This window comes from Anaeromicropila herbilytica (assembly GCF_016591975.1).
In the GTDB taxonomy this organism is placed as follows: domain Bacteria; phylum Bacillota; class Clostridia; order Lachnospirales; family Lachnospiraceae; genus Anaeromicropila; species Anaeromicropila herbilytica.
Map to the genome: position 1 here is coordinate 1137501 of NZ_AP024169.1, position 23847 is coordinate 1161347.

General features: G+C 32.3%; 17 protein-coding genes, 15 tRNA genes and 1 rRNA gene (1 of these 33 cut by a window edge). 29 read left to right on the forward strand and 4 right to left on the reverse strand.

Features of this window, described 5'->3' with window-relative positions:
- The 11 genes from bsdtb5_RS04920 to bsdtb5_RS04970 form a co-directional block, all read left to right on the forward strand.
- Nucleotides 1-1542 (forward strand): 23S ribosomal RNA (locus tag bsdtb5_RS04920); it begins 1357 nt to the left of the window's first position.
- A 50-nt stretch (nucleotides 1543-1592) separates the two neighbouring features.
- Nucleotides 1593-1664 (forward strand) — tRNA-Asn (locus bsdtb5_RS04925).
- Between the two features lie 57 nt (nucleotides 1665-1721).
- Nucleotides 1722-1793, forward strand: a tRNA-Glu gene (locus bsdtb5_RS04930).
- Between the two features lie 55 nt (nucleotides 1794-1848).
- Nucleotides 1849-1921: transfer RNA gene (locus bsdtb5_RS04935), tRNA-Thr, on the forward strand.
- Nucleotides 1922-1924: 3 nt separating this feature from the next.
- Nucleotides 1925-1998, forward strand: a tRNA-Ile gene (locus bsdtb5_RS04940).
- Between the two features lie 17 nt (nucleotides 1999-2015).
- A tRNA-Asp gene (locus bsdtb5_RS04945) sits at nucleotides 2016-2089 on the forward strand.
- A 44-nt stretch (nucleotides 2090-2133) separates the two neighbouring features.
- A tRNA-Val gene (locus bsdtb5_RS04950) sits at nucleotides 2134-2206 on the forward strand.
- A 5-nt stretch (nucleotides 2207-2211) separates the two neighbouring features.
- A tRNA-Leu gene (locus tag bsdtb5_RS04955) sits at nucleotides 2212-2297 on the forward strand.
- 17 nt (nucleotides 2298-2314) lie between these two features.
- Nucleotides 2315-2388: transfer RNA gene (locus bsdtb5_RS04960), tRNA-Arg, on the forward strand.
- A 1130-nt stretch (nucleotides 2389-3518) separates the two neighbouring features.
- Nucleotides 3519-3842, forward strand: coding sequence for a rhodanese-like domain-containing protein (locus tag bsdtb5_RS04965; RefSeq protein ID WP_271716049.1), 324 nt, complete (start codon nucleotides 3519-3521; stop codon nucleotides 3840-3842).
- Between the two features lie 104 nt (nucleotides 3843-3946).
- The gene (locus bsdtb5_RS04970) at nucleotides 3947-5107 is read left to right on the forward strand and encodes a THUMP domain-containing class I SAM-dependent RNA methyltransferase (protein ID WP_271714940.1); all 1161 of its coding nucleotides are present in this window, start codon (nucleotides 3947-3949) and stop codon (nucleotides 5105-5107) included.
- A 314-nt stretch (nucleotides 5108-5421) separates the two neighbouring features.
- On the opposite strand, the gene bsdtb5_RS04975 is transcribed toward bsdtb5_RS04970, so the two are convergent.
- Nucleotides 5422-6405 (reverse strand): alpha/beta fold hydrolase, encoded by a 984-nt coding sequence (locus bsdtb5_RS04975; RefSeq protein ID WP_271714941.1) that lies wholly within the window; start codon nucleotides 6403-6405, stop codon nucleotides 5422-5424.
- 496 nt (nucleotides 6406-6901) lie between these two features.
- Between bsdtb5_RS04975 and bsdtb5_RS04980 the strand changes: the two genes are divergently transcribed.
- The 11 genes from bsdtb5_RS04980 (at nucleotide 6902) to bsdtb5_RS05030 (ending at nucleotide 10910) form a co-directional block, all read left to right on the forward strand.
- Nucleotides 6902-8050, forward strand: a complete 1149-nt coding sequence (locus tag bsdtb5_RS04980; RefSeq protein WP_271714942.1) for an N-acetylmuramoyl-L-alanine amidase family protein — start codon at nucleotides 6902-6904, stop codon at nucleotides 8048-8050.
- Between the two features lie 47 nt (nucleotides 8051-8097).
- On the forward strand, nucleotides 8098-8700 hold the full coding sequence (locus bsdtb5_RS04985) for an XTP/dITP diphosphatase (protein ID WP_271714943.1): 603 nt from the start codon (nucleotides 8098-8100) through the stop codon (nucleotides 8698-8700).
- A gap of 9 nt (nucleotides 8701-8709) precedes the next feature.
- A complete protein-coding gene (locus tag bsdtb5_RS04990) occupies nucleotides 8710-9189 on the forward strand; it encodes a metallophosphoesterase (RefSeq protein ID WP_271714944.1) in 480 nt (159 codons plus the stop codon).
- A 223-nt stretch (nucleotides 9190-9412) separates the two neighbouring features.
- Nucleotides 9413-9487: transfer RNA gene (locus bsdtb5_RS04995), tRNA-Pro, on the forward strand.
- Between the two features lie 7 nt (nucleotides 9488-9494).
- Nucleotides 9495-9565 (forward strand) — tRNA-Gly (locus tag bsdtb5_RS05000).
- Between the two features lie 34 nt (nucleotides 9566-9599).
- Nucleotides 9600-9673: transfer RNA gene (locus bsdtb5_RS05005), tRNA-Arg, on the forward strand.
- Between the two features lie 29 nt (nucleotides 9674-9702).
- Nucleotides 9703-9776: transfer RNA gene (locus bsdtb5_RS05010), tRNA-His, on the forward strand.
- A gap of 59 nt (nucleotides 9777-9835) precedes the next feature.
- Nucleotides 9836-9907, forward strand: a tRNA-Gln gene (locus bsdtb5_RS05015).
- Nucleotides 9908-9939: 32 nt separating this feature from the next.
- Nucleotides 9940-10012 (forward strand) — tRNA-Lys (locus bsdtb5_RS05020).
- A gap of 41 nt (nucleotides 10013-10053) precedes the next feature.
- Nucleotides 10054-10133 (forward strand) — tRNA-Leu (locus bsdtb5_RS05025).
- 222 nt (nucleotides 10134-10355) lie between these two features.
- A complete protein-coding gene (locus bsdtb5_RS05030) occupies nucleotides 10356-10910 on the forward strand; it encodes a DJ-1 family glyoxalase III (protein ID WP_271714945.1) in 555 nt (184 codons plus the stop codon).
- A 216-nt stretch (nucleotides 10911-11126) separates the two neighbouring features.
- Here bsdtb5_RS05030 and bsdtb5_RS05035 read toward each other — a convergent pair whose 3' ends face one another.
- Nucleotides 11127-12434, reverse strand: coding sequence for an alanine/glycine:cation symporter family protein (locus bsdtb5_RS05035; RefSeq protein ID WP_271714946.1), 1308 nt, complete (start codon nucleotides 12432-12434; stop codon nucleotides 11127-11129).
- 224 nt (nucleotides 12435-12658) lie between these two features.
- Here bsdtb5_RS05035 and bsdtb5_RS05040 point away from each other — a divergent pair, with 224 nt between their 5' ends.
- The 7 genes from bsdtb5_RS05040 (at nucleotide 12659) to yihA (ending at nucleotide 21738) form a co-directional block, all read left to right on the forward strand.
- Nucleotides 12659-12925, forward strand: a complete 267-nt coding sequence (locus bsdtb5_RS05040; protein ID WP_271714947.1) for an alpha/beta-type small acid-soluble spore protein — start codon at nucleotides 12659-12661, stop codon at nucleotides 12923-12925.
- A gap of 417 nt (nucleotides 12926-13342) precedes the next feature.
- A complete protein-coding gene (gene glmM, locus bsdtb5_RS05045) occupies nucleotides 13343-14689 on the forward strand; it encodes a phosphoglucosamine mutase (RefSeq protein WP_271714948.1) in 1347 nt (448 codons plus the stop codon).
- Between the two features lie 218 nt (nucleotides 14690-14907).
- The gene (gene tig, locus bsdtb5_RS05050; protein WP_271714949.1) at nucleotides 14908-16194 is read left to right on the forward strand and encodes a trigger factor; all 1287 of its coding nucleotides are present in this window, start codon (nucleotides 14908-14910) and stop codon (nucleotides 16192-16194) included.
- 163 nt (nucleotides 16195-16357) lie between these two features.
- A complete protein-coding gene (clpP, locus tag bsdtb5_RS05055; protein WP_271714950.1) occupies nucleotides 16358-16942 on the forward strand; it encodes an ATP-dependent Clp endopeptidase proteolytic subunit ClpP in 585 nt (194 codons plus the stop codon).
- A 109-nt stretch (nucleotides 16943-17051) separates the two neighbouring features.
- Nucleotides 17052-18344 carry an ATP-dependent Clp protease ATP-binding subunit ClpX gene (gene clpX, locus bsdtb5_RS05060; RefSeq protein WP_271714951.1) on the forward strand — a complete coding sequence of 431 codons (1293 nt, stop codon included), beginning with the start codon at nucleotides 17052-17054 and terminating at the stop codon, nucleotides 18342-18344.
- A 270-nt stretch (nucleotides 18345-18614) separates the two neighbouring features.
- Nucleotides 18615-20927 (forward strand): endopeptidase La, encoded by a 2313-nt coding sequence (gene lon / locus bsdtb5_RS05065; protein WP_271714952.1) that lies wholly within the window; start codon nucleotides 18615-18617, stop codon nucleotides 20925-20927.
- A 175-nt stretch (nucleotides 20928-21102) separates the two neighbouring features.
- Nucleotides 21103-21738, forward strand: coding sequence for a ribosome biogenesis GTP-binding protein YihA/YsxC (gene yihA / locus bsdtb5_RS05070; RefSeq protein WP_271716050.1), 636 nt, complete (start codon nucleotides 21103-21105; stop codon nucleotides 21736-21738).
- A 567-nt stretch (nucleotides 21739-22305) separates the two neighbouring features.
- Here yihA and bsdtb5_RS05075 read toward each other — a convergent pair.
- Together bsdtb5_RS05075 and bsdtb5_RS05080 are read right to left on the reverse strand one after the other, a co-directional pair.
- The gene (locus tag bsdtb5_RS05075) at nucleotides 22306-22833 is read right to left on the reverse strand and encodes a DUF4364 family protein (RefSeq protein ID WP_271714953.1); all 528 of its coding nucleotides are present in this window, start codon (nucleotides 22831-22833) and stop codon (nucleotides 22306-22308) included.
- Between the two features lie 33 nt (nucleotides 22834-22866).
- A complete protein-coding gene (locus bsdtb5_RS05080; protein ID WP_271714954.1) occupies nucleotides 22867-23796 on the reverse strand; it encodes a TIGR01212 family radical SAM protein in 930 nt (309 codons plus the stop codon).
- Between the last annotated feature and the right edge of the window lie 51 nt (nucleotides 23797-23847).

Below are 23847 nucleotides of genomic sequence, written 5' to 3' on the forward strand. Positions count from 1 at the left end.
CTGATCTGCTCTGGGTAAGTCGGGGCCTAAGGCGAGGTCGAAAGACGTAGTCGATGGATAACAGGTTGAAATTCCTGTACTACAATAAATCAGAACTGTGGGGACGCAGGAAGGAAGTCAGAGCTGGGAATGGAAAAACCAGTGCAAGCGAGGTACCAGTCTGGTAGGCAAATCCGCCAGGCAATGGGAAGACGTGATGCGGACCGAAATATAAGTAGGGAAGCTGATGGACTTACTGCCAAGAAAAGCCGCTATTGTTTTTATTGTACCCGTACCGTAAACCGACACAGGTGGATGAGGAGAGAATCCTAAGGCCGACGGGAGAAGCATTGTTAAGGAACTCGGCAAAATGACCCCGTAACTTCGGGAGAAGGGGTGCCTACGAAAGTAGGCCGCAGAGAATTGGCCCAAGCAACTGTTTAGCAAAAACACAGGTCTATGCAAAACCGCAAGGTGAAGTATATGGGCTGACGCCTGCCCGGTGCTGGAAGGTTAAGGGGAGAGCTTAGGAGTAATCCGAAGGTTTGAACTTAAGCCCCAGTAAACGGCGGCCGTAACTATAACGGTCCTAAGGTAGCGAAATTCCTTGTCGGGTAAGTTCCGACCCGCACGAAAGGCGTAATGATTTGGGCACTGTCTCGACAATGCACCCGGTGAAATTGAAATACCAGTGAAGATGCTGGTTACCTGCGCCAGGACGGAAAGACCCCATGGAGCTTTACTCTAGCTTGATACTGGGATTCGGTACTATCTGTACAGGATAGGTGGGAGACTAAGAAGTGATGACGCCAGTTGTCACGGAGTCGCTGTTGGGATACCACCCTTGTAGTATTGGATTTCTAACTTGTACCCGTGATCCGGGTAGAGGACAATGTCAGGTGGGGAGTTTGACTGGGGCGGTCGCCTCCGAAAGAGTATCGGAGGCGCTCAAAGGTCTTCTCAGAATGGTTGGAAACCATTCGAAGAGTGCAAAGGCAGAAGAAGGCTTGACTGTGACACCGACGGGTGGAGCAGGTACGAAAGTAGGACTTAGTGATCCGGTGGTATAAAGTGGGATTGCCATCGCTCAACGGATAAAAGCTACCCTGGGGATAACAGGCTTATCACTCCCAAGAGTTCACATCGACGGAGTGGTTTGGCACCTCGATGTCGGCTCATCGCATCCTGGGGCTGTAGTAGGTCCCAAGGGTTGGGCTGTTCGCCCATTAAAGCGGTACGCGAGCTGGGTTCAGAACGTCGTGAGACAGTTCGGTCCCTATCCGGCGTAGGCGGAGGATATTTGAGAGGAGCTGACCTTAGTACGAGAGGACCGGGTTGGACGAACCTCTGGTGTATCGGTTGTCATACCAATGGCATGGCCGAGTAGCCAAGTTTGGAAGGGATAAACGCTGAAGGCATCTAAGCGTGAAGCCCCCCTTAAGATAAGATATCCCATTCTTTTAGAAGTAAGACCCCTTGAAGACGACGAGGTAGATAGGTTAAAGGTGGAAGTGTGGTAACACATGTAGCTGATTAATACTAATAGGTCGAGGGCTTGACCAAAAATAAACGGATAAATAATTCATGTGCAGTTTTTAAGGTATATACCTTATTCCTCGATAGCTCAATGGTAGAGCACACGGCTGTTAACCGTGGGGTTGTAGGTTCGAGCCCTACTCGGGGAGCTAAAATTAAATATTGTAAATTAGTAATATATGTTAGTATAAAAATATAAACTACCTGGCTCCATGGTCAAGCGGTTAAGACACCGCCCTTTCACGGCGGTAACAGGGGTTCAAATCCCCTTGGAGTCACTCGTATTATTAATAAACATAGATTTATTATAATGTATGTAATAATATAATCTATGCCGACGTGGCTCAATTGGCAGAGCAGCTGACTTGTAATCAGCAGGTTATCGGTTCAAGTCCGATCGTCGGCTTAGGGACCTTTAGCTCAGTTGGTTAGAGCAACCGGCTCATAACCGGTCGGTCCGGGGTTCAAGTCCCTGAAGGTCCATTGTATTTATATTTTTTGGCCTAGTGGCTCAGTTGGTTAGAGCGCCGCCCTGTCACGGCGGAGGTCGAGGGTTCGAGTCCCTTCTGGGTCGTATCAATATTGTATTTTATTGATTAATTATTATTATTTTCCCATGGGATCATAGCTCAGCTGGGAGAGCACCTGCCTTACAAGCAGGGGGTCACAGGTTCGAGCCCTGTTGGTCCCATTGATGCCGGCGTGGCGGAACTGGCAGACGCACAGGACTTAAAATCCTGCGGGCCTAATCGCCCGTACCGGTTCGATTCCGGTCGCCGGCATTGGTAATTTAATATTTGTGGGTTTAGCTCAGCTGGATAGAGCGTTTGGCTACGGACCAAAAGGTCGGGGGTTCGAATCCTCTAACCCACGTTAAACTTGAAAATCTTAGATTTTCAAGTTTTTTTATATACAATTTTAGCTCTTTATCAAGTATTTAGCTTCGTGTTGCGTTGCATGCGAACTAAACACGGATAATGGAGCTATTTTTATGCTTAGGGTTAATAATTATTTGAGACATTAGCTTGTAAAACAACGTATTAAATGCTCTTGATTGAGTAGTATTCAACTATCTTAAAGGAGAGTTGTGTTGTACGTTGCTGATTATGGCTATAATATTATATATATCGTAAAATTGTTTACCACAATAACACACATGTTTTCCTTTCTTCGACTATAAAATAAGAATTATACAACTGAGATGATAAAACTTCAATTTTGAGTTAACGATAATAATGAAGTTTTGAAGTTGCACAATCATAGCAAGGATAAATATGAGGCTTTGAATCTGTTTAATATAGATGATTATACACACTAATACTTGCTTCACACTTTACTTTAAACATCTTCTAAATTCAAAAAATAACAATTTGATTAAATCTATATACAACATCTCCTTTAAAATGTAGCTTTGATCGGTTTACATGTTAAGAGGCTTTATATAGACGTATTTAAAATAAAACTTTAATGTTGGATGTTTTAGATACCTCAACAGAGTTGATATTTGTGAATATTTTAAAGATTTAAAAGAAATATATGATTTATAATAAAGAAAAATAAATAAGCGTTGATATTGCAGAAAATAGAAAATACTTAAGCTATTTTTATTACTTTGTTAAAAAATGAATAAAAGTGAAACGACCGCGAGGGGGAGCCAAGCGGTCGTTTCGATGAGGGGAGTATAAATAATTAATAAGGGGTTATATAGTGTGTGAATTAGAGTTCTGTTGAAGGGTGAACTCTTTAACACAAATACAATTATAATACATTTAATAAAAAAAAGCAATAACAAATTATTCATTACATAAAAAAAAATTGTTTTTTTCCCGAAAAAGCAATTTTTTTGTAGTTTTAATTCATGCATGTTAAAAATACAAAAAATTTTTTAGAAATAAATACCGAGATCTAATAAACCGATCCTTTTATTAACGACAATATATGATTCTAATCACCAAATTTAACTACATAGAATATATTATATTAGGAGAATGTAGGTGATTAAGATGAATATTGAGTATATTTCTGTAAAATCTTTGGAAGAATATATTAATAATGTGAATGCAATTATAATTGATTTACGTGATTATAGTGAGTATAAAAAAGGTCACGTCCCTAATGCAGTAAATATTGAACTTGAAAATCTAAGTAGATACAGGAGAAAACTGGATAAATATAAAGATATTGTATTATATTGTGATCGCGGAAGTATATCTTTACTAGCATCTAGAGAATTAAGTAAATTGGGATATCATGTAATTAATGTAGCTGGAGGTTTTCACTATTATAAAGGTAAAATTTCCACAACAACAAATTTACTCGTTGACTGAATATAAAAAGGCATATAGAATAGATATATATGATAAAGGTAATATGTAGAAATGCTTATTTTTACATATTACCTATTCGTTATTAATGTAGATTGGAGTAAAGAATGAATAAGTTTGAATTTGTGGCTCCTTGCCACTTTGGTTTAGAAGCAGTTTTAAAAAAAGAAATACTAGATCTAGGATATGAAATTGTTAGTGTAGAAGATGGTAAAGTAACATTTACTGGTGGGGTAGATGCCATTTGTAGATCAAACATTTTTTTAAGGACTACTGAAAGGGTATTGTTGAAAGTAGCAAAGTTTAAAGCTGAAACGTTTGAGGAATTGTTTGAAAAGACTAAATTAATACCATGGGAAAATTATATTCCAGTGGATGGTAAGTTTTGGGTTGCAAAAGCTACTTCAATAAAAAGTAAATTATTTAGTCCTTCTGATATTCAATCAATTATGAAAAAAGCTATGGTTGAAAGATTAAAGGTAAAATATAATGTAAGCTGGTTTGAAGAAAGTGGGATGGAATTCCCTATTAGAGTAACTTTTATGAAAGATGAGGTTACTATTGGTATTGATACATCAGGTGCCTCATTGCATAAGAGAGGGTATCGAAAGCTTGTAAGTAAAGCACCAATTACTGAAACCTTAGCTGCTGCTTTGATTATGCTTACACCTTGGAATAAAGATAGAATTCTTGTAGATCCTTTCTGTGGAAGTGGTACAATTCCAATTGAAGCTGCTATGATAGGTGCTAATATTGCTCCAGGTATGAATCGATCATTTTTATCCGAATCGTGGACACACCTTATACCTAAGAAAACATGGTACGCTGCAATTGAAGAGGCACATTCTTTAATTAAGGAAGATGTTGAACTTAATATACAAGGTTATGATATGGACGGAGAAATCGTTAAAGCAGCAAGAGAAAATGCTAAGTTAGCTGGTGTTGACCAATATATCCATTTTCAACAACGTTCTGTAAGTGATTTAAGTCATCCAAAAAAATATGGATTTATTATTACTAATCCACCTTATGGAGAACGATTAGAAGAAAAAGAAGAACTTCCTAAATTGTATAAGGAGATAGGAAGAACATTTAATGCACTTGATTCATGGTCTTACTATATCATTACAAGTTATGAGGACGTACAGAAGTATATTGGTAGACAAGCTGATAAAAATCGTAAAATTTATAACGGTATGTTAAAAACATATTTCTATCAGTTTATGGGACCAAAGCCACCAAGACCAAAGAAAGAGTTTGAAAATTAAAGATAAGAAACAAATAAAGAAAATATTAACGGAAAAAGATTTTAACAGATAAATGAGCTCATTTTAAAAAAAAGAAGTTATATTAGTAAGTAATCACTAATACAACTTCTTTTTTTATATAATTCTATAATAAATTGATGTTTATTTATAAAGTTCACTATTACATTAATATTACATGATATAAGATATTCTTCTTAAATAGGGTATTACATTAAGCGCGTATAACATGCTGCATTAATTATAATTGATATCTTTATAAATTAATCTAAGATTACAAATCATATCTGAATCATGTGAATTGATATAAAGTAATGTTAATCATTATTTTCTAACCAATTTATTATGTCATTCATTATATCTTTCTTGTTAATTTCGTTAAGTAATTCATGCCTAGCTTGACTATATATCTGATAAGAGATGTTCAAGAATCCCAAAGATTTTAATTTATTAATAAGTTTAATAACTTCTTGACCATTTGAGCTAACTGCATCTTGGTCTCCACTTATTATGAATAATGGTAAATCTCTCCTGGTTTTTGTTATATTTTTTTTTAATCCTGCTTTTTTTGTTAAGAGGACTAAATCATTATAAAAGGAAGTTGTACAATTAAAGCCACAGTATTTATCTATATTATAATTATTTACTTGACTCATATCTCTAGTTAACCAACCAAATGATGAAGTTTTTGTGAATTTTGTATAATTCTTACTACTAAATAGAAGTTTGTTTAAGAATGGTGAAATATGTTTTGGACCAAATGTTAATTTAGCTATTGCAGTGATTATCTCGCCCATGTATATTTTAAGGGTATTGGGATAGGTTGTACCTGAGATTATGGCACCATCAATGCCATCAAATTCCTGAATAATGTTACGTAAAATAATAGAGCCCATGCTGTGACCAAAAATAAAAAAGCGAGAAGTTCTATTTTGCTTTTGAATATAATCAATGATATTAAGTGAATCCGATATTACTATTTTATAACCATTTTTATCTGAAAAATGTCCTAGCTCTGACAAATCTTTGTCTATACCATGTCCTCTTTGATCATAGGTATAAACCTCGTATTCATTATTATTTAGTAAATTAATAAAATTTTGGTATCGAAGATTATGTTCTGCCATTCCATGAATAATTAACAATGTACCTTTAGGCTTGAAGGTAGAGGGGTAATAATTTAAGAGAGTTTGATAATTGTCACTTTGGATAATGGAGATCTGAGTGTTTTTTGGTGGTTCTTTTTCTTTGATTATTTGGCTAGCCTTAGAGCTTTCCTTTTGATAAATTATTTTATTCATAGTTTCTCCAATAACACATGAATAATCATTGTGTTATGCCACATATAAACGGTTAAAAGAATTGTAAAGTGGCGATTTATTATATATTTATTTTCTTCAACCTTAACTACGCTTATTACTACTGATCATAAATAAATGAAGTAAATGAAAATTATTTACTATAAAGTGATAATGGAAAAATATGTTTATTTATAGTATGGTATCAAAAAAGTATAAAAATTTCAATTATATTAAATAAAAATAAGTAGACAATGAAACATTTGATATGATAGAGTCTATTATTTAAAATTAAAGATGTTATAATAGAATAGTTGATAGAAATAATATATTTAGATTTATATTAACATCTACATTAACACTTAGATTAATATTCAATTTTTAGATAGTGGGTATTGAATACATGGGGTTATTTAAAATGGGCGTATAATGAATGATTCTGATATATGTCGATATAAGATAAAAATGTAGTATAAAATTACTTAGGGGTGAGATATGAGTGAATAGAGAATCATTACATAGAATGTCAATAAAGTCATTAATTATTTTAGGTATTACAATAATTATTTCATTTATTTTTACTTATCATAATAATGGATTAATTCAAGCACAAAGCAATAATATAAAAAATAATGACACAATTAATGATATTAACATAGGTAGTTTTACTTTTTCTAAGAAAAACATTTTAGACCAGATGATAAATCAAACGAGTGATTCATTTGAGTATGATGATAAAATTAAAAATATTGATTATATAAACATAAAAAAAATAAAAGATCCATTTATAACGATTTCTAAAAATGGGATTAGTCAAGATGCAATTCTGACGATGGAAGATAGTTATATGGACGAATCGCTTATTTTAACATTTTCTAATGACAATATCGATAGGTTAAGTAAAAGTATAACTTATAATACTTCTGCAAAATCTCAAACAGATATTATTAGAAATATTGATTTCTACAAAAAAAATGATAAAAAAAGTTGTATAATAAAATTAAAGCTTGATAAAATATACGTACATACAATTATTCAAGATAGTAAAAATTTATATATAGTTTTGCAAAGGCCAAAAGATGTTTACAATAAGATTCTTGTATTAGATGCAGGGCATGGTGGAAATGATATTGGTACAGCATCTCCTGATATGGAATATTATGAAAAGGACTTGAATTTAAATATTGTTCTAGAACTAAAAAAGTTATTAGACAAAGAAAAAATAAAAGTTTATTATACAAGGCTAAAAGATCAAAAACTCTATCTAAAGCAAAGAGTTAATTTAGCAAATAATCTTGATGCTGATTTATTTATTAGTATTCATTGTAATTCAAGTAAAAATAAAAATGCTAATGGAGTCGAAGTTCTTTATAATGATAGAAGAATGAAAGATCCAATGGATTCTGAACTTTTATCAAAAATATGTTTAGAAAAACTGGTCAATACAGCAGATAGGTATAAAAGAAGTATTGTTGGAAGTAATGGTACATATATTATTGGACATGCTAAGATCCCAGTGGCATTAATTGAGGTAGGGTATATGACAAATATACAGGATTTAAAGTTTCTATTACAACATAAGAATCAGAAGTTAATTGCGAAAGGTATTTATGAAGCAATAAGAAAAGCATATTCTTATCTGGATTAAAGAAACTACAGACAAATAGATACACATTGGAAGGAACGGACATTGATATGAAAAAGATAATATTTGCAACAACAAATGAAGGAAAACTAAAAGAAATAAGGATGATATTACAGGATTTAAATGTTGAAATACTTTCACTAAAAGATCTTAATTGTAATATTAAAATTGTTGAGGATGGAAAAACTTTTGAAGAAAATTCTATTATTAAGGCCAAGACAATTATGGAATTAACAAATGAAATAGTAATGGCAGATGATTCAGGACTTGAAATTGAATACTTCAATAATGATCCTGGAATTTATTCTGCTCGTTACTTAGGAGAAGATACCCCTTATAGTTATAAAAATCAATATATTATAGATAAACTTGAAGGTGTAGAAGAGGATAAACGAGCTGCTAGATTCGTATGTTCGATCGCTTGTGCCTTTCCTAACGGCAAAGTTCTAACGACACAAGGGGTTATGAATGGAAGAATTGCATATAAAATAAATGGAGAAAATGGTTTTGGGTATGATCCTATTTTTTATCTTCCAGAATATCAATGTACTTCTGCCGAAATATCAGTTGAAGAAAAGAATAAAATTAGCCATAGAGCAATTGCACTGGACAAAATGAAAGAAGAATTAAAGAATACATTTAGCAGAGAGTAGGTGTAATTTATGAAAATCTTAATAATAAGTGATTCACATGGCAAAACGGATAATATTGATAGAGTAATAAATAAAGTTGGTAATATTGACTTAATGATACATCTAGGCGATTTTGAAAGTAGTGAGGATTATATTGAGGCTGTTGCGCCATGCAGGTTAGAAATGGTTGCTGGAAATAATGATTATAGCTCAGAACGAGCAAGTGAAAAATTAATTCAGATAGGGAAATATAAAGCACTATTAGTGCATGGACATCGTCATAGGGTTCATTATGATTTGGAAACTTTAAAAAGATATGGAATTGAAAATAATGCAGATATAGTTATGTATGGTCATACACATATACCTTATATCGAGCAAGGAAAAGGTATTACAGTAATCAACCCGGGGAGTATTACACTTCCAAGACAAGAAAGAAGAAAACCTTCTTTTATACTTATGGAAATAGATAGTGAAAATAAAGTTCATTATACTCTGAATTTCCTATAAATGTAAAAATATATTTATAGAATTACAAGAGATAGATTATTTTGGATTGTATAATAATACTACTATTGTTTAAATATATCGAGTAAAAAGATTAGGTTAAAATAAAATTCTCTATTTTGTATATAAAATTCGAATAAATAAATTAATAAAAATATCTTGACTTTTCACACCACGTATTATATAATAATTCTTGCGTTAAGAGTGATTAAGAAATAACTTAATACGGGGTGTGGCTCAGCTTGGCTAGAGCGCCTGGTTTGGGACCAGGAGGTCGCAGGTTCGAATCCTGTCACCCCGATTTGCATGCGGGTGTAGTTCAATGGTAGAACACTAGCCTTCCAAGCTAGATACGTGGGTTCGATTCCCATCACCCGCTTTAACTAAGCAATTTATTAGTTAAAGCAATGTTAGTGCTTGTAGCTCAGTTGGATAGAGCAATGGCCTTCTAAGCCATGTGTCGGGGGTTCGAATCCCTTCAGGCACGTTTGATTTGAGTTTCAGGACAAGATTATGGTGGGTATAGCGCAGTTGGTTAGCGCGCCAGATTGTGGCTCTGGAGGCCTCGGGTTCGAATCCCGATATCCACCTTAAATGCAATTGTACAAGCATTTTATGATTTATAAGTAGAATAAAGAACAAATGATAATGGGCTATCGCCAAGCGGTAAGGCACAGGACTTTGACTCCTGCAGTCGCTGGTTCGAATCCAGCTAGCCCAGTAGCAAAGCTAATTTTAATTATCTTTGACAATGGGATATTAGCTCAGTTGGTAGAGCACTAGACTTTTAATCTAGGTGTCCCGGGTTCGAGCCCCGGATGTCTCATTTGATAATGCGAGAATATCAAGTTATCAATATAATATTATGCGGATGTGGCGGAATTGGCAGACGCGCTAGACTTAGGATCTAGTGGGAGACCGTGGGGGTTCAAGTCCCTTTATCCGCATTAAAACCTTGTAGGCATTTAGCTTACAAGGTTTTTTGTGATATGTTATAAAGATCAAAGACATACTAAAAATAGAATTAAATTAAAATGATATATTTTAATTTAACTATTTGGTAGTAAAATTTAAGGAAATTAAATTAATGATATTAAGAGTTATAACTATGGTGTTAATACAAGTATAATAATCAAAATTTTAATAAAGGAATAAAGTGGAGGTAGAATATGAAAAAAGTATGTATTTTTTTAGCTAATGGTTTTGAGGAAGTAGAAGCTTTAACAGTTGTTGATTTATTAAAGCGAGCATCTTTAGATGTAGTTATGGTGTCAATACAAGATGAGTTACAGGTTACGGGAGCACACAAAATTCAAGTCGTTGCAGATAGTCTTTTCGAAAAAATTGAATATAAGGATGTGGATATGCTCATTCTTCCGGGTGGTATGCCAGGTACTAATCATTTAGCAAATCATGATAAATTGATAAATTTATTGATCGAGCATAATAATAAACAGAAATGGATTGCTGCAATTTGTGCCGCTCCAAGTGTATTGGGGATGAATGGTATCTTATCAGGAAGAGCTGCAAGTTGCTATCCTGGGTTTGAGGATAAATTAGTTGGTGCAGATGTAAAGATAGATAACGTTGTTGTGAGTGAAAATATTATTACGAGTAGAGGTCTTGGAACAGCTATAGAGTTTGGCCTTAAAATTATAGAAATACTTGTTAATAAATCAAAAGCAAATGAAATAAAAGAAGCTATTATTTACAAAAATAATTAAAACATGAAAATATATAATTAACGATGAATATATATTTATTAAAATCCGATTGATACATAATGTATTTAATCGGATTTTGTTTAGTTAATTATCAAAACAATCTATTTAAAATCTATACTATACATAATAAAATCAGTCTAAACAGTATATTCGCAATGATTAGAATATTTATACCATCATGACATTACAGATCATAGAAATCAAAAAATTCAGTACTTAATATTTAATATGTTTAGATAATAAAATAATGCAGATCAGATTGGGAACAGCCATAAAAACATTAATGAAGTCTGATAGTTCCCAAACAAAATCTAAGGACATTATTGCTCCAATAAATATCATAACAATATAAAGTATTTGATATAGTTTTATACTTTTAATACCAAATAAATAACGTATTGCATTTTCACCAAAATAGGACCAACCAATCAATGTAGCTATAGCAAAAGCAATTAATGCAATAGATAAGATATGGTCACCAATATAGGGGATAGACAAAAAAGCTGCAGTTGTATATTCAGAAGAGTTAAACCCAGTAATAGAGTTGGGATTCTTTAGCATATTTGTTACGATAACTAAGCCAGTAATAGCACACATGACTACAGTATCCCAAAAAGTAGCAGTCATGGATACCAGAGCCTGCTTCTTAGGATCTGAGGTTTTGGCACTTGCTGCAGTAATAGCAGCAGATCCAAGGCCAGCTTCATTAGTAAATAAACCTCTTGCAACTCCATATCTTGCAGCTATTTTGATAGTACTTCCGGTAAAACCTCCAGCCATTGCTCTTGGTAAAAACGCACTTGTTGTTATTAATTTTATCGCATCAAAAAGATATTGGATATTTAATATCAAGATAATAAAGCATCCGATTAAATAAAAAGCTCCCATTGCAGGAACTAATTTGATACATACATTACCGATGGTTTTAACACCACCAACAATTACTAGTCCACATACGATTGCAGTAATAAATCCTATAAGGTAGGGAGACAATCCCCACATTGAATACGCTGTTGTTGAAATAGAATTAGATTGAGTCGTACAACCTACACCAAAGGAGGCAAGCATAGTACAAACAGCAAATAGAACAGCTAATGATTTGGAATGAAGTCCATTTTCTATGGAATACATTGGGCCACCTAAGTAAGTCCCATCTTTATCTTTTACACGGTATTTGACACCTAAATAACATTCTACATAGGAGGTTGCCATTCCTAATACACCAGTTATCCAACACCAGAATATCGCACCAGGGCCACCAAAAGCAACAGCAGTTGAAACACCGATGATATTACCAGTACCTAATGTAGCTGCTAGCGTTGTTGTAAGACTAGCGAAGCTTGACATATTACCTTCCCCATTATCATCAGAAGTAACGGAAAGTTTTATAGCTTTAAATAATTTCTTTTGAATAAATTTTGAGCGAAACGTAAAAAAGAGATGAGTGCCTAACAACAGAGATAGCATAGGAATTCCCCAGACAATACTATTTATATTTTTAATTTGTAAAAATAGTTCCTGCAATCAATATCCATCCTACTAAGTTTTGTACAGTATATGAGAATTTAACAAAAGTATGCAAAGAAATAAAAAACGATAAAAAGTACTATAATTCAAGAAATTACCAACATATATTCTAACATATCTGATAATAATATGTATTAGATAAGAAAGTATCTTATCGAAAGAGACCACAACAAGTAAGTGATTTCTTTAACTATTGGATAAATTATGGAGGTGCATTTAAAATGGCAAGTTCAAATTCAAGCACAGGATCAAATCGTACTGAAGTACCACAAGCAAGAGAAGCACTTAATAGATTTAAAATGGAAGTAGCAGGAGAAATCGGCGTTCCATTAAAACAAGGTTATAATGGGGACTTAACAAGTGCTCAAAATGGATCTGTTGGTGGAGAAATGGTAAGACAAATGATTAAACGTCAAGAAGAATCAATGTCTGGAACTACTTCATATACTAGCGGAACAAGTTCAGTTTCTGGCACAAGTCAACAATAATTAATGTGATTTTCGTTTCGGTTTATGAATCATGAAGTAGTCATGGGCAATTCGTGAATTTGATTGTAAATCATATCGTTGAATAACTGAATATTGGATAAAAACATCACTAAATATCTATGTAATACATAAATATATAGTGGTGTTTTTTTATTTAATTCAAACTCTCTAATATATATAAGAAATATTAAGAAATATTCAGAAATTACTACATTCACATTTGTAGGAGATTATGATAGAATATAAATGTTGCGTCAAATAGCTAAATAGGATATACATAGTTTAATAAATAATAATATCTTATTTGTTCATTATTCTAACAATATTTCATGATAAAAAATAAACATAAATAATTTGATAAATAACTTTATGGTTACCATTGAATGTATAATAATTAATAAGAAAGTAGGCGTTTATATGGGTAAGTATTTTGGAACAGATGGGTTTCGTGGAGAGGCAAATGTAGATTTAACAGTTACAGATGCGTATAAAGTAGGAAGATTTTTAGGTCACTATTACGGAAAAGAGCACAAAGCTAAAATAGTAATTGGAAAAGACACAAGACGTTCTAGTTATATGTTTGAATATTCATTAGTAGCAGGGTTAACAGCTAGTGGTGCAGATGTATATTTATTGCATGTTACACCAACGCCTAGTGTATCCTATGTTGTTCGAAGTGAAGGATTTGATTGTGGAATCATGATATCTGCAAGTCATAATCCATATTATGATAATGGTATTAAAGTTATCAATGGGAACGGATATAAATTAGAAGCTGAGATTGAGAATAAGATTGAAGAGTATATTGATTTAAACGAAGACAATATTCCACTCGCAAAAAGAGACAATATTGGATGTACAGTTGATTATTCGATTGGAAGACATCGTTATATTGGTTACTTAATTTCCTTAGCTACTCGTTCTTTTAAAAATATAAAGGTTGGTTTAGATTGCTCCAATGGATCTGCTTCAACCGTTGCTAAGGGTGTATTTGATACTTTAGGTGCTAAAACATATACAATTAATAATGAACCAGACGGAACTAATATCAATGAAAATTGCGGTTCAACACATATTAAAAATCTACAAAAGTATGTGGTGGAAAATGGATTAGATGTTGGATTTGCATATGACGGTGATGCAGATCGTTGTTTAGCAGTGGATGAACTTGGTAATATTATTGATGGAGACTTAATATTATACCTTTGTGGTAAATATATGAAAGAAAAAGGTGAACTAAATAATAATACTGTAGTTACAACAATTATGTCTAATTTAGGGTTATATAAGGCCTTTGATAGAGAAGGTATCGCATACGAGAAGACAGCGGTTGGTGATAAATATGTTAATGAAAATATGATTCAAAATTCTCATTCGTTAGGTGGAGAACAGTCTGGACATATTATCTTTAGTAAACATGCAACAACAGGTGACGGTGTACTTACTTCATTAAAGATTATGGAAGTGATTCTAGAAAAGAAAATGAAGTTATCTGAACTAGTAAAGGAAGTTAAGATATATCCTCAATTATTAGTAAATGTAAAAGTAAAAGATAAAAAAGAAGCAAGAGAGGATCTTGACGTACAAAAAGCGGTAGAAAAGGTATCAGCTGAGTTAGCTAGTGAAGGTAGAATATTAGTAAGAGAAAGTGGTACAGAGCCAGTAATTAGAGTAATGGTAGAGGCGTCAAAAGATGAAATATGCAAAAAGTATGTAGATGATGTAATTGAAGTACTAAAAAGAAAGCAGCATATCATTGAGTAAGCAAAAAGATATTACATTGAATAGTTAAATATTACTAAAATATATGATATTTTGATAAAAAATGTATAAAACTTTTGTAGTAAATACTCAAATATGATAAAAAAATAATTATGGTATTTACTTATAACCTATGATATAATATACTAATGTCAAAAAGTGAAAATGAAAAACAAGGAATTTATTATACATTTCACAATCTTAAGGAGGAAATTAATTCAATGAGTTTACAAGTAGAAAAATTAGAAAAAAATATGGTAAAACTTACTATAGAAGCAACAGCAGAGGAATTCGGGAAAGCAATCGAAAAGGCTTATCTTAAGAATAGATCCAAAATGTCAATCCAAGGTTTTAGAAAAGGTAAAGCACCAAGAGCTATTATTGAAAAAATGTACGGTGTTGGAGTATTCTATGAAGATGCAGCTAACTTAATTATTCCAGATGCTTATGAAAAAGCAGCAGAAGAAAGCAAATTAGATATCGTATCACAACCAGAAATTGATGTTGTTCAAATTGAAAAAGGAAAATCTTTTATTTTTACAGCTACAGTTGCAGTTAAACCAGAAGTAACACTTGGTGATTACAAAGGTATCTCTGTAGAAAAAACTGAATTAGATGTAACAGAAGATGAAGTTGAAGCTGAATTAAAGAAAGTTGCAGAACAAAATTCAAGAACAATTAATGTTGAAGACCGTGCTACAAAAGACGGAGATCAAGTTGTAATTGATTTTGAAGGATTTTCTGATGGCGTAGCTTTTGAAGGTGGAAAAGGAGAAGACTACCCACTTACATTAGGTTCACATTCATTCATTGATACATTTGAAGATCAATTAGTTGGTAAGAAAATCGGGGAAGAAGTTGAAGTTAATGTAACATTCCCAGAAGAATATCATGCACAAAACTTAGCAGGAAAACCAGCTTTATTCAAAGTTACAGTTAAAGAAATCAAAGAAAAAGAATTACCAGCACTTGATGATGATTTCGCAAAAGATGTTTCAGAATTTGATTCAATTGATGAATATAAAGCTGATATTAAGAAAACAATCTTAGAGAAAAAAGAAAAAGAAAATAAAGCACAAAAAGAAGATACTATAGTAGAAAAAATTATTGAAAATGCTACTATGGAAATTCCAGATGCAATGATTGAAACTCAAGTTAGACAAATGGCAGATGAATTTAGTCAAAGAATTCAAGCACAAGGATTAACTGTAGAACAATACTTCCAATTTACTGGTATGGATGCAAAGAAATTCCTTGAATCTTTAAGACCACAAGCTGAAAAACGTATTCAAAGCAGATTAGTTCTTGAAGCTATTGTAAAAGCTGAAAATATTGAAGTATCAGAAGAAGATTTCGCTAAAGAAATCGAAGAAATGGCTACAATGTACAAGATGGAAGTAGAAAAATTAAAAGAATTATTAGGCGATAAAGAAAAAGAACAAATTAAGATGGATATGGCAGTACAAAAAGCTGTTGATTTTGCTGTAGAAGCTGCTGTTGAAGCATAATATTTGGATAGATCGATTCGTATAAGTTAAAATAACTATCGTATATATTAATGTGAAATAAAGTGTATTAAAGTGGATAGTATTTGAATATAACTTTGTTTATATAGTATTTTCATTGATATTTAAAATATTGTACATTAGTTCAAAGTGAGGAGGAATTAACATGAGTTTAGTACCTTATGTCATAGAACAAACTAGTAGGGGCGAAAGATCCTACGATATATATTCAAGATTATTAAAAGAACGTATTATTTTTCTTGGAGAAGAAGTAACAGATGTATCAGCGAGTGTTATAGTAGCGCAGTTATTATTCTTAGAATCAGAAGATCCAGGAAAAGATATTAGCTTATATATTAATAGCCCAGGTGGCTCAGTTACAGCTGGTATGGCAATCTATGATACCATGAATTTTATTAAATCAGATGTATCTACTATCTGTATTGGTATGGCAGCAAGTATGGGAGCATTCCTATTATCAGGTGGTGCTAAAGGTAAGAGATTTGCACTTCCTAATGCTGAGATAATGATTCATCAACCATCTGGTGGCGCAAGAGGTCAAGCAACTGATATTAAGATAGTTGCTGATAATATCTTAAAAACTAAGAGAAAATTAAATGAGATTCTCGCAAATAATACTGGTAAACCAATTGAAATTATTGAAGTGGATACCGAAAGAGATAACTATATGAATGCTGAAGAAGCAAAAGCTTATGGCCTTATCGATAGTATTATTACAAATAGAAAGTAGTTAATAATTTAGAACTTAAACAAGGACGCATTATACGAGGTTGTGATAAATTGCAATGAGCAGAATAATGCGTCCTCTTTCACTAAGAAGAATAGAGGTGAATTAAGAAATGGCAAATCGTGGCGATGAGAAAAAGCAATTAAGATGTTCTTTTTGTAATAAGACTCAAGACCAAGTTCGTAAATTGATCTCAGGTCCTAATGTTTACATTTGTGATGAGTGTATTGAGATATGCTCAGAAATTATTGCAGAAGAATTTGATGATATTGAAACAGATAGTGACATTAATCTATTAAAGCCAATGGAAATTAAAGAATTTCTAGATCAATATGTCATTGGTCAAGATGATGCGAAAAAGGTATTATCAGTAGCTGTATATAATCATTATAAGAGAGTTTTTTCTGAGAAAGATTTAGATGTTGAATTACAAAAGAGTAATATCATAATGGTAGGTCCAACTGGTTCCGGTAAGACATTCTTAGCTCAGACACTTGCTAAATTAATTAATGTACCATTTGCTATAGCAGATGCAACAGCGTTAACCGAAGCGGGATATGTAGGTGAAGATGTTGAAAATATTCTATTAAAATTAATTCAAGCTGCAGATTATGACATTGAACGTGCAGAATATGGAATTATCTATATTGATGAAATCGATAAGATTACTAGAAAATCAGAAAATACATCTATTACAAGAGACGTATCAGGTGAGGGTGTACAACAAGCACTTCTAAAGATATTAGAAGGAACTGTTGCAAGTGTACCACCACAAGGCGGAAGAAAGCACCCACATCAAGAATTTATTCAAATAGATACAACAAATATTTTATTTATTTGCGGTGGTGCATTCGATGGACTTGATAAGATTGTAGAAGCTAGAATTGGACAAAAATCAATTGGTTTTAATGCTGAAATCAGTGATGGTAAGAAGCAAAACGTAGGTGAATTATTTAGACAAGTGCTTCCACAAGATTTTGTTAAATTTGGATTAATACCTGAGTTTGTTGGCCGTGTACCAGTTTGTGTAGCTCTTGACTTATTGGATGAAGAAGCCTTAGTTAAGATTCTTACAGAGCCTAAGAGCGCTATTGTAAAACAATATAAGAAATTATTTGAAATAGACGGTGTTGAATTAGAATTTGAAGAAGAAGCAATTCGTGCAATCGCGAAGCGTTCCTTAGAGAGAAAGACCGGAGCTAGAGGGCTTAGAGCAATCATGGAAGCTGTTATGATGGATGCAATGTATAAGATTCCGTCAGATACTCAAGTTGTTAAATGTATTATTACGAAAGAAGCTGCATTAGGTACTGGAGAACCTACTCTAATCTATGCAGAAGGTAATGTTACTAAAAAAGCTGTTGGTAAAAGAACAGCTAAGAAAAATACAGATGAAATAGCTTAAGATTATATATTATATAACAAGAGTCTGCTATATAGTTAAGCCTAAGTAAATGGACTTAATCTATTGGGAGACTTTTGTTATATTTGGAGTTTAAATAAAAAAATATTATTTTAAGAGAAAATATTAGACAGTATATCTGTTTTGATTAATTATATATTTTTAATTGCAAATGAAAATGTTTATAGAAAGGAAAGCCACATATTAGTTTTATCTTCTTTTTATTGTGGCAATAACACGTTGAATAGTGGATGTGTTATAATAGGTAGAAATATGAGTGAAGTAAAACACTTACCAGTATTAACACTTAGGGGAATTACTGTATTCCCGGATATGTTGATTCACTTTGATATAAATAGAACCAAATCAATAAATGCTGTCGAAGAAGCAATGAATAATGATCAAACTGTTTTTATAGTATCACAAAAAGATCCTGATGTAGCTAATCCAGAATTCGCTGATTTATATACATACGGATGTATTGCAAAGATAAAACAAATGATGAAGTTACCAGGAAATGTAATTCGGGTGTTAGTAAATGGAATAGAGCGTGCTAAATTAGCTTCTATTTTAGATGAAGAACCTTATTTATTGGCTGAGGTTACTACTGATGAAGATCATAGCCTTGATGAATTAAGTGATATTCAAAAGAATGCAATGATTCGAAACTTGAAAGAAATATTTGAAGTATATACGATTGAAAATACGAAATTAGGTAAAGATACAATTAAGAAATTGAATGATATTCTTACAATAGAGGAACTAATAAATCAAATGGCGATTAATATGCCTTTTGATGACAGACAAAAACAAACAATTTTAGATGCTACTGATTTGTATGAACGCTATCATCAGGTTGCCGCTTTCATATCAGAAGAGATTGAGTTGATAAAGTTTAAAAAGCAATTTCAAAAGAAAGTACAAGATAAAGTCGAGAAGAATCAGAAGGAATATATTTTAAGAGAGCAATTTAAGGTTATTCGTGAAGAATTAGGAGAAAGTAATACTATCAATGACATTCAAAATTATTATTCCAAGGCTTTAAAATTGAAGGCAAGTAAAACAGTAAAAGACTATATCAAAAAGGAAATTGATCGTTTTAAAAGTATTGGAATGAACTCTTCCGAAAGTGCAGTTAGTAGGAGTTATATTGAGACACTATTAGCACTACCTTGGGATAAAAAAAGTAAAGATAGCCTTGATATTAAGAAAGCTGAAAAAGTATTAGATGAAAACCATTATGGAATGGAAAAAGTGAAAGAACGTATATTAGAATTCTTGGCTGTTCGAGCATTGACGAAGAAAGGAGATAGTCCAATTATTTGTCTTGTAGGACCACCTGGAACTGGTAAAACATCAATAGCGAGGTCAGTTGCAGAATCCTTAGATAAAAAATATTCACGCATAAGTCTTGGTGGAGTAAGAGATGAAGCAGAGATTAGGGGACATAGAAGAACTTATGTTGGTGCTATGCCAGGAAGAATTATAAATGCACTAAAAGTTTCTGAGGTTAAGAATCCACTCATTCTTTTAGATGAGATTGATAAAGTGAGTAGTGATTATAAAGGAGATACTTCTGCAGCACTACTTGAGGTGTTAGATAGCGAACAAAACTTAAATTTCACGGATCATTACATTGAGATTCCTGTTGATTTGTCTGAAGTTCTGTTTATCGCAACAGCCAATTCTGTTAGTACAATTCCAAGACCTTTACTTGATAGAATGGAATTAATTGAAGTAAGTAGCTATACAGAAAATGAAAAATTGCATATTGCCATAGAACATCTAATAGATAAACAACTTAAGAAAAATGGAATTAAGGAAAAACAATTAACATTTTCAAATAAAGCGATAACTAAAATTATATCAGGATATACAAAAGAGGCAGGTGTTCGAAGTTTAGAAAGAAGATTTGGTGAGATAGCTCGTAAAGCTGCACGTGAGATATTATCAGATGATAAGAAAGTTATTAAAATTACAGAAAAGAATGTCGAAAAATATTTAGGAAAAGTAAAATATACCTTTGATTTAGCAAATGAAGAGGATGAAGTAGGTATTGTTCGAGGTCTAGCATGGACAAGTGTTGGAGGCGATACATTACAAATTGAAGTTAACGTAATGCCAGGAAAAGGAGTAATTGAATTAACTGGACAGCTTGGTGATGTTATGAAAGAATCTGCAAAGACAGGAATATCCTATATTCGTTCGATTAGTGATAATTATAATATAAGTCCTGAATTCTTTGAAAAGAATGATATTCATATCCATATACCAGAAGGTGCAGTGCCTAAAGATGGTCCTAGTGCTGGAATAACAATGGCAACTGCGATACTTTCGGCAATTACTGGAAAAAAAGTCCGTAAAGATATTGCAATGACAGGTGAGATTACATTGCGTGGTAAAGTACTTCCAATCGGAGGCTTAAAAGAAAAAATATTAGCTGCGAAAGCAGCAAAGATCAATGTGGTATTAGTTCCAAAGAAGAATACGAAAGATATAGAGGAAATAGCAAGTGAAATTCTTGATGGAATTAAAATTGAATTTGTGGATTCAATGGAACAAGTTATTTCATATGCATTTGTCTAAAGAGGTGAAATAGAAATAATAATTAAATAAGGCCATTAAATGGATATTTTATTTAGATGAATTGAGCTATTCAATAGTAGTTTGGTTATTGCTAATTAATATAAATAATAAAACATCATGATAGACTAAGATATCTGACTCTTAAAAACCAAAATAGAAAGGCATGGGTATTAAAATGCATGTAAAAAGTGTTAATCTTGAAACAGTGTGTGGTATTACAAGTGTCCTACCAGAAAATGATAAATTTGAAATTGCTTTTGCAGGAAAATCAAATGTAGGAAAATCTTCTTTAATAAATGCACTAATGAATCGTAAATCTTATGCGAGAACTTCACAACAACCTGGTAAAACTCAAACGATTAACTTCTACAATATTAATGATTTATTATATTTTGTAGACCTTCCAGGGTATGGCTATGCAAAAGTAAATCAAGAGATAAAAGAAAAATGGGGGAAATTAATTGAACGCTATTTAAAAAAATCCAATCAGCTAAAAATTATATTTTTATTAATAGATATAAGACATGAGCCATCTGCAAATGATAGAAATATGTATGATTGGATTGTATATAATGGTTACAATCCTATTATCATAGCAACAAAACTTGATAAAATTAATCGTAGCCAAAAGGATAAGCATTTAAAAATGATATTAAAAGGAATTAATGCTAAACCAGGGACTACCATATTACCATTTTCTGCGCTATCAAAACAGGGTAGAGATGAAATCTGGGATCTTATTGAAACAATTTTCGTTGATGATGAAGATCAAAATGAAAATAATGACGGCGATCAAAGCTCAGAACTATAAAAATTTAGTTATAGATAATTTGACAAATACAGAAATATGATATCTAAGACATAAGTAGAAAGTGACATTAATTAGTAGAAACTGAATGTAAAAGGAAAAGGTGATTACGATGTACGAAATCACCTTTTCCTTTTTGTTCTTTCTAATAATTAAAGATATACATGAGCTGCTCGACAAATGACTTGTTTCATAACCTAGCTTGGGAATTTGCACAAGGAGTTCACCAGAATGTCCCTTTCATAGAAGTAGCTTGAATATCACTGTATCCATGTAAGAGTTGGGATTTTGTTTAAAGAGTATTAGAGATTCTTAATGAAAAAGGAATTATTCAATAATCAGAAGGAGTGATGTTTGAGCGCTTTTTGCGAGTTCGCTCCTTCTGATTATGTTTGAATAATTCCTTTTTCATTTAGAACCTCTTATACTGCTTTAATCGAAATTCCAACACGTACATGGATACAGTGATATTCATCCACAAACTATAATAAGGGACATTTCTAGTGAGCTCTTTGTGTAAATTCCCTAAACTACCTAAATAACAAGTTATTTGATTCCAAAGAATACGTACTAATTATCAGGATTCATTAAAGTTCTAATAAGATAAGCATATACATCTTGACTCTTTGACTTCCAACTATTACAGATTAAGATTGCTTCATCTTCTGTGGGAACAGCTATACTCAGATCTATGATAGCTGTTCCTCTCTCTTTTACTTGACATCTTACCATATATTCATCTTTTTTTGATTGAAAATAGTCAGATATCGTTGATACTTCTTCTCTTAAGGTATACTTATTTACATGAAGATATTCTTCAATATCCTTTTTAATGGCATCTGATATTTTAGTATTAAAAAACTCAAGAGTTTCTTGACCAGAAGGAGTTATCTTATAATGAGAACTATTTCGTATCGTATGACGGATAATAAGTTCGGAGTCAACTAACTCGGAGATGGCTTGTTGAATATTAAAGTAGTTAGTATACTCTTTTTCTAAAATAAAATCGGATATTTGAGCATTTGTCATTGCAAAATCGACTTTATCTAATATAAATAAGATAATCAACTTGTATAAAGTTAAACTTTCATTTGACATATAAAAACCTCCGACTCTTTTTTGATATAGTTATTAAGGTTGATAGTACTTACCTTGCCAGGTGTCTTTGGTAAGGAATGCCTTATTTATTTGATTTAATACATTTTTTTTATTACTACTCCATAAAGGAGCAAGTAGTAGTTGTTTTGGACCGTCTCCAGTAATACGATGAATAACAATATGCTCAGGTATATGTTCAATACAGGTTATCACAATATCAATATATTCTTCCAACGTTAGTATATGGAAGGTATTCATAAGTAGAGCCAAATCTGTATTTTTTAATATATGAAGTAACTGGAGTTTAATTCCGTTAATTGGTAATGAACAGACAACAGATATTGTATGAAGCATATCTTCTTTCGTTTCGAAGGGGAGACCCAATATTACATGAACTACAATTTCTATACCAATTTCATGTAGTTTATAAACAGCATTTTTAAAACATGATAAGGAATAGCCACGGCGTATTAATGTGGCAGTTTTTTCGCTTACTGTTTGGAGTCCAAGTTCAATGAATACAGGTTTTATCTGATTTAATTCATTTAGAAGTTCTATAATATCGTCATCTAAGCAATCAGGTCGTGTCGCTATGGATAACGCTATGATATCGGGATGCGATATTGCTTCATAATATATTTTTCGAAGGTAATTAACATCAGCATAAGTATTGGTAAATGCTTGAAAGTATGCGATGTATTGATTACTTGAGATTTTTTGTTTTACTTTTAGCTTAGCAGCAGTAATCTGATCAGTAATAGATAAAGTAGCTGGTGAGGAAAAGTCTCCTGATCCCCCTTCACTACAGAAGATACACCCGCTAGATCCCAACGTACCATCTCTATTTGGGCAAGTCATTCCTCCATTTAAGGATAATTTGTACACTTTATTACCAAAATGTTTCTTCAAATAATAGTTTAATGAGTAATATCTCTTATCAGCCCAAGTTTTTGGTTGCGACAAATTACTACCTCATTTCTTTTGCTAATTAATATTAGGATACACTTAATGTGC

Excerpts from the sequence above, each read along its gene's own strand:
- bsdtb5_RS04965 (WP_271716049.1), top strand. The coding sequence starts at position 3,519 with ATGAATATTGAGTATATTTCTGTAAAATCTTTGGAAGAATATATTAAT.
- bsdtb5_RS04970 (WP_271714940.1), top strand. The coding sequence starts at position 3,947 with ATGAATAAGTTTGAATTTGTGGCTCCTTGCCACTTTGGTTTAGAAGCA.
- bsdtb5_RS04975 (WP_271714941.1), bottom strand. The coding sequence starts at position 6,405 with ATGAATAAAATAATTTATCAAAAGGAAAGCTCTAAGGCTAGCCAAATA.
- bsdtb5_RS04985 (WP_271714943.1), top strand. The coding sequence starts at position 8,098 with ATGAAAAAGATAATATTTGCAACAACAAATGAAGGAAAACTAAAAGAA.
- bsdtb5_RS04990 (WP_271714944.1), top strand. The coding sequence starts at position 8,710 with ATGAAAATCTTAATAATAAGTGATTCACATGGCAAAACGGATAATATT.
- bsdtb5_RS05030 (WP_271714945.1), top strand. The coding sequence starts at position 10,356 with ATGAAAAAAGTATGTATTTTTTTAGCTAATGGTTTTGAGGAAGTAGAA.
- bsdtb5_RS05040 (WP_271714947.1), top strand. The coding sequence starts at position 12,659 with ATGGCAAGTTCAAATTCAAGCACAGGATCAAATCGTACTGAAGTACCA.
- glmM (WP_271714948.1), top strand. The coding sequence starts at position 13,343 with ATGGGTAAGTATTTTGGAACAGATGGGTTTCGTGGAGAGGCAAATGTA.
- tig (WP_271714949.1), top strand. The coding sequence starts at position 14,908 with ATGAGTTTACAAGTAGAAAAATTAGAAAAAAATATGGTAAAACTTACT.
- clpP (WP_271714950.1), top strand. The coding sequence starts at position 16,358 with ATGAGTTTAGTACCTTATGTCATAGAACAAACTAGTAGGGGCGAAAGA.
- clpX (WP_271714951.1), top strand. The coding sequence starts at position 17,052 with ATGGCAAATCGTGGCGATGAGAAAAAGCAATTAAGATGTTCTTTTTGT.
- lon (WP_271714952.1), top strand. The coding sequence starts at position 18,615 with ATGAGTGAAGTAAAACACTTACCAGTATTAACACTTAGGGGAATTACT.
- yihA (WP_271716050.1), top strand. The coding sequence starts at position 21,103 with ATGCATGTAAAAAGTGTTAATCTTGAAACAGTGTGTGGTATTACAAGT.
- bsdtb5_RS05075 (WP_271714953.1), bottom strand. The coding sequence starts at position 22,833 with ATGTCAAATGAAAGTTTAACTTTATACAAGTTGATTATCTTATTTATA.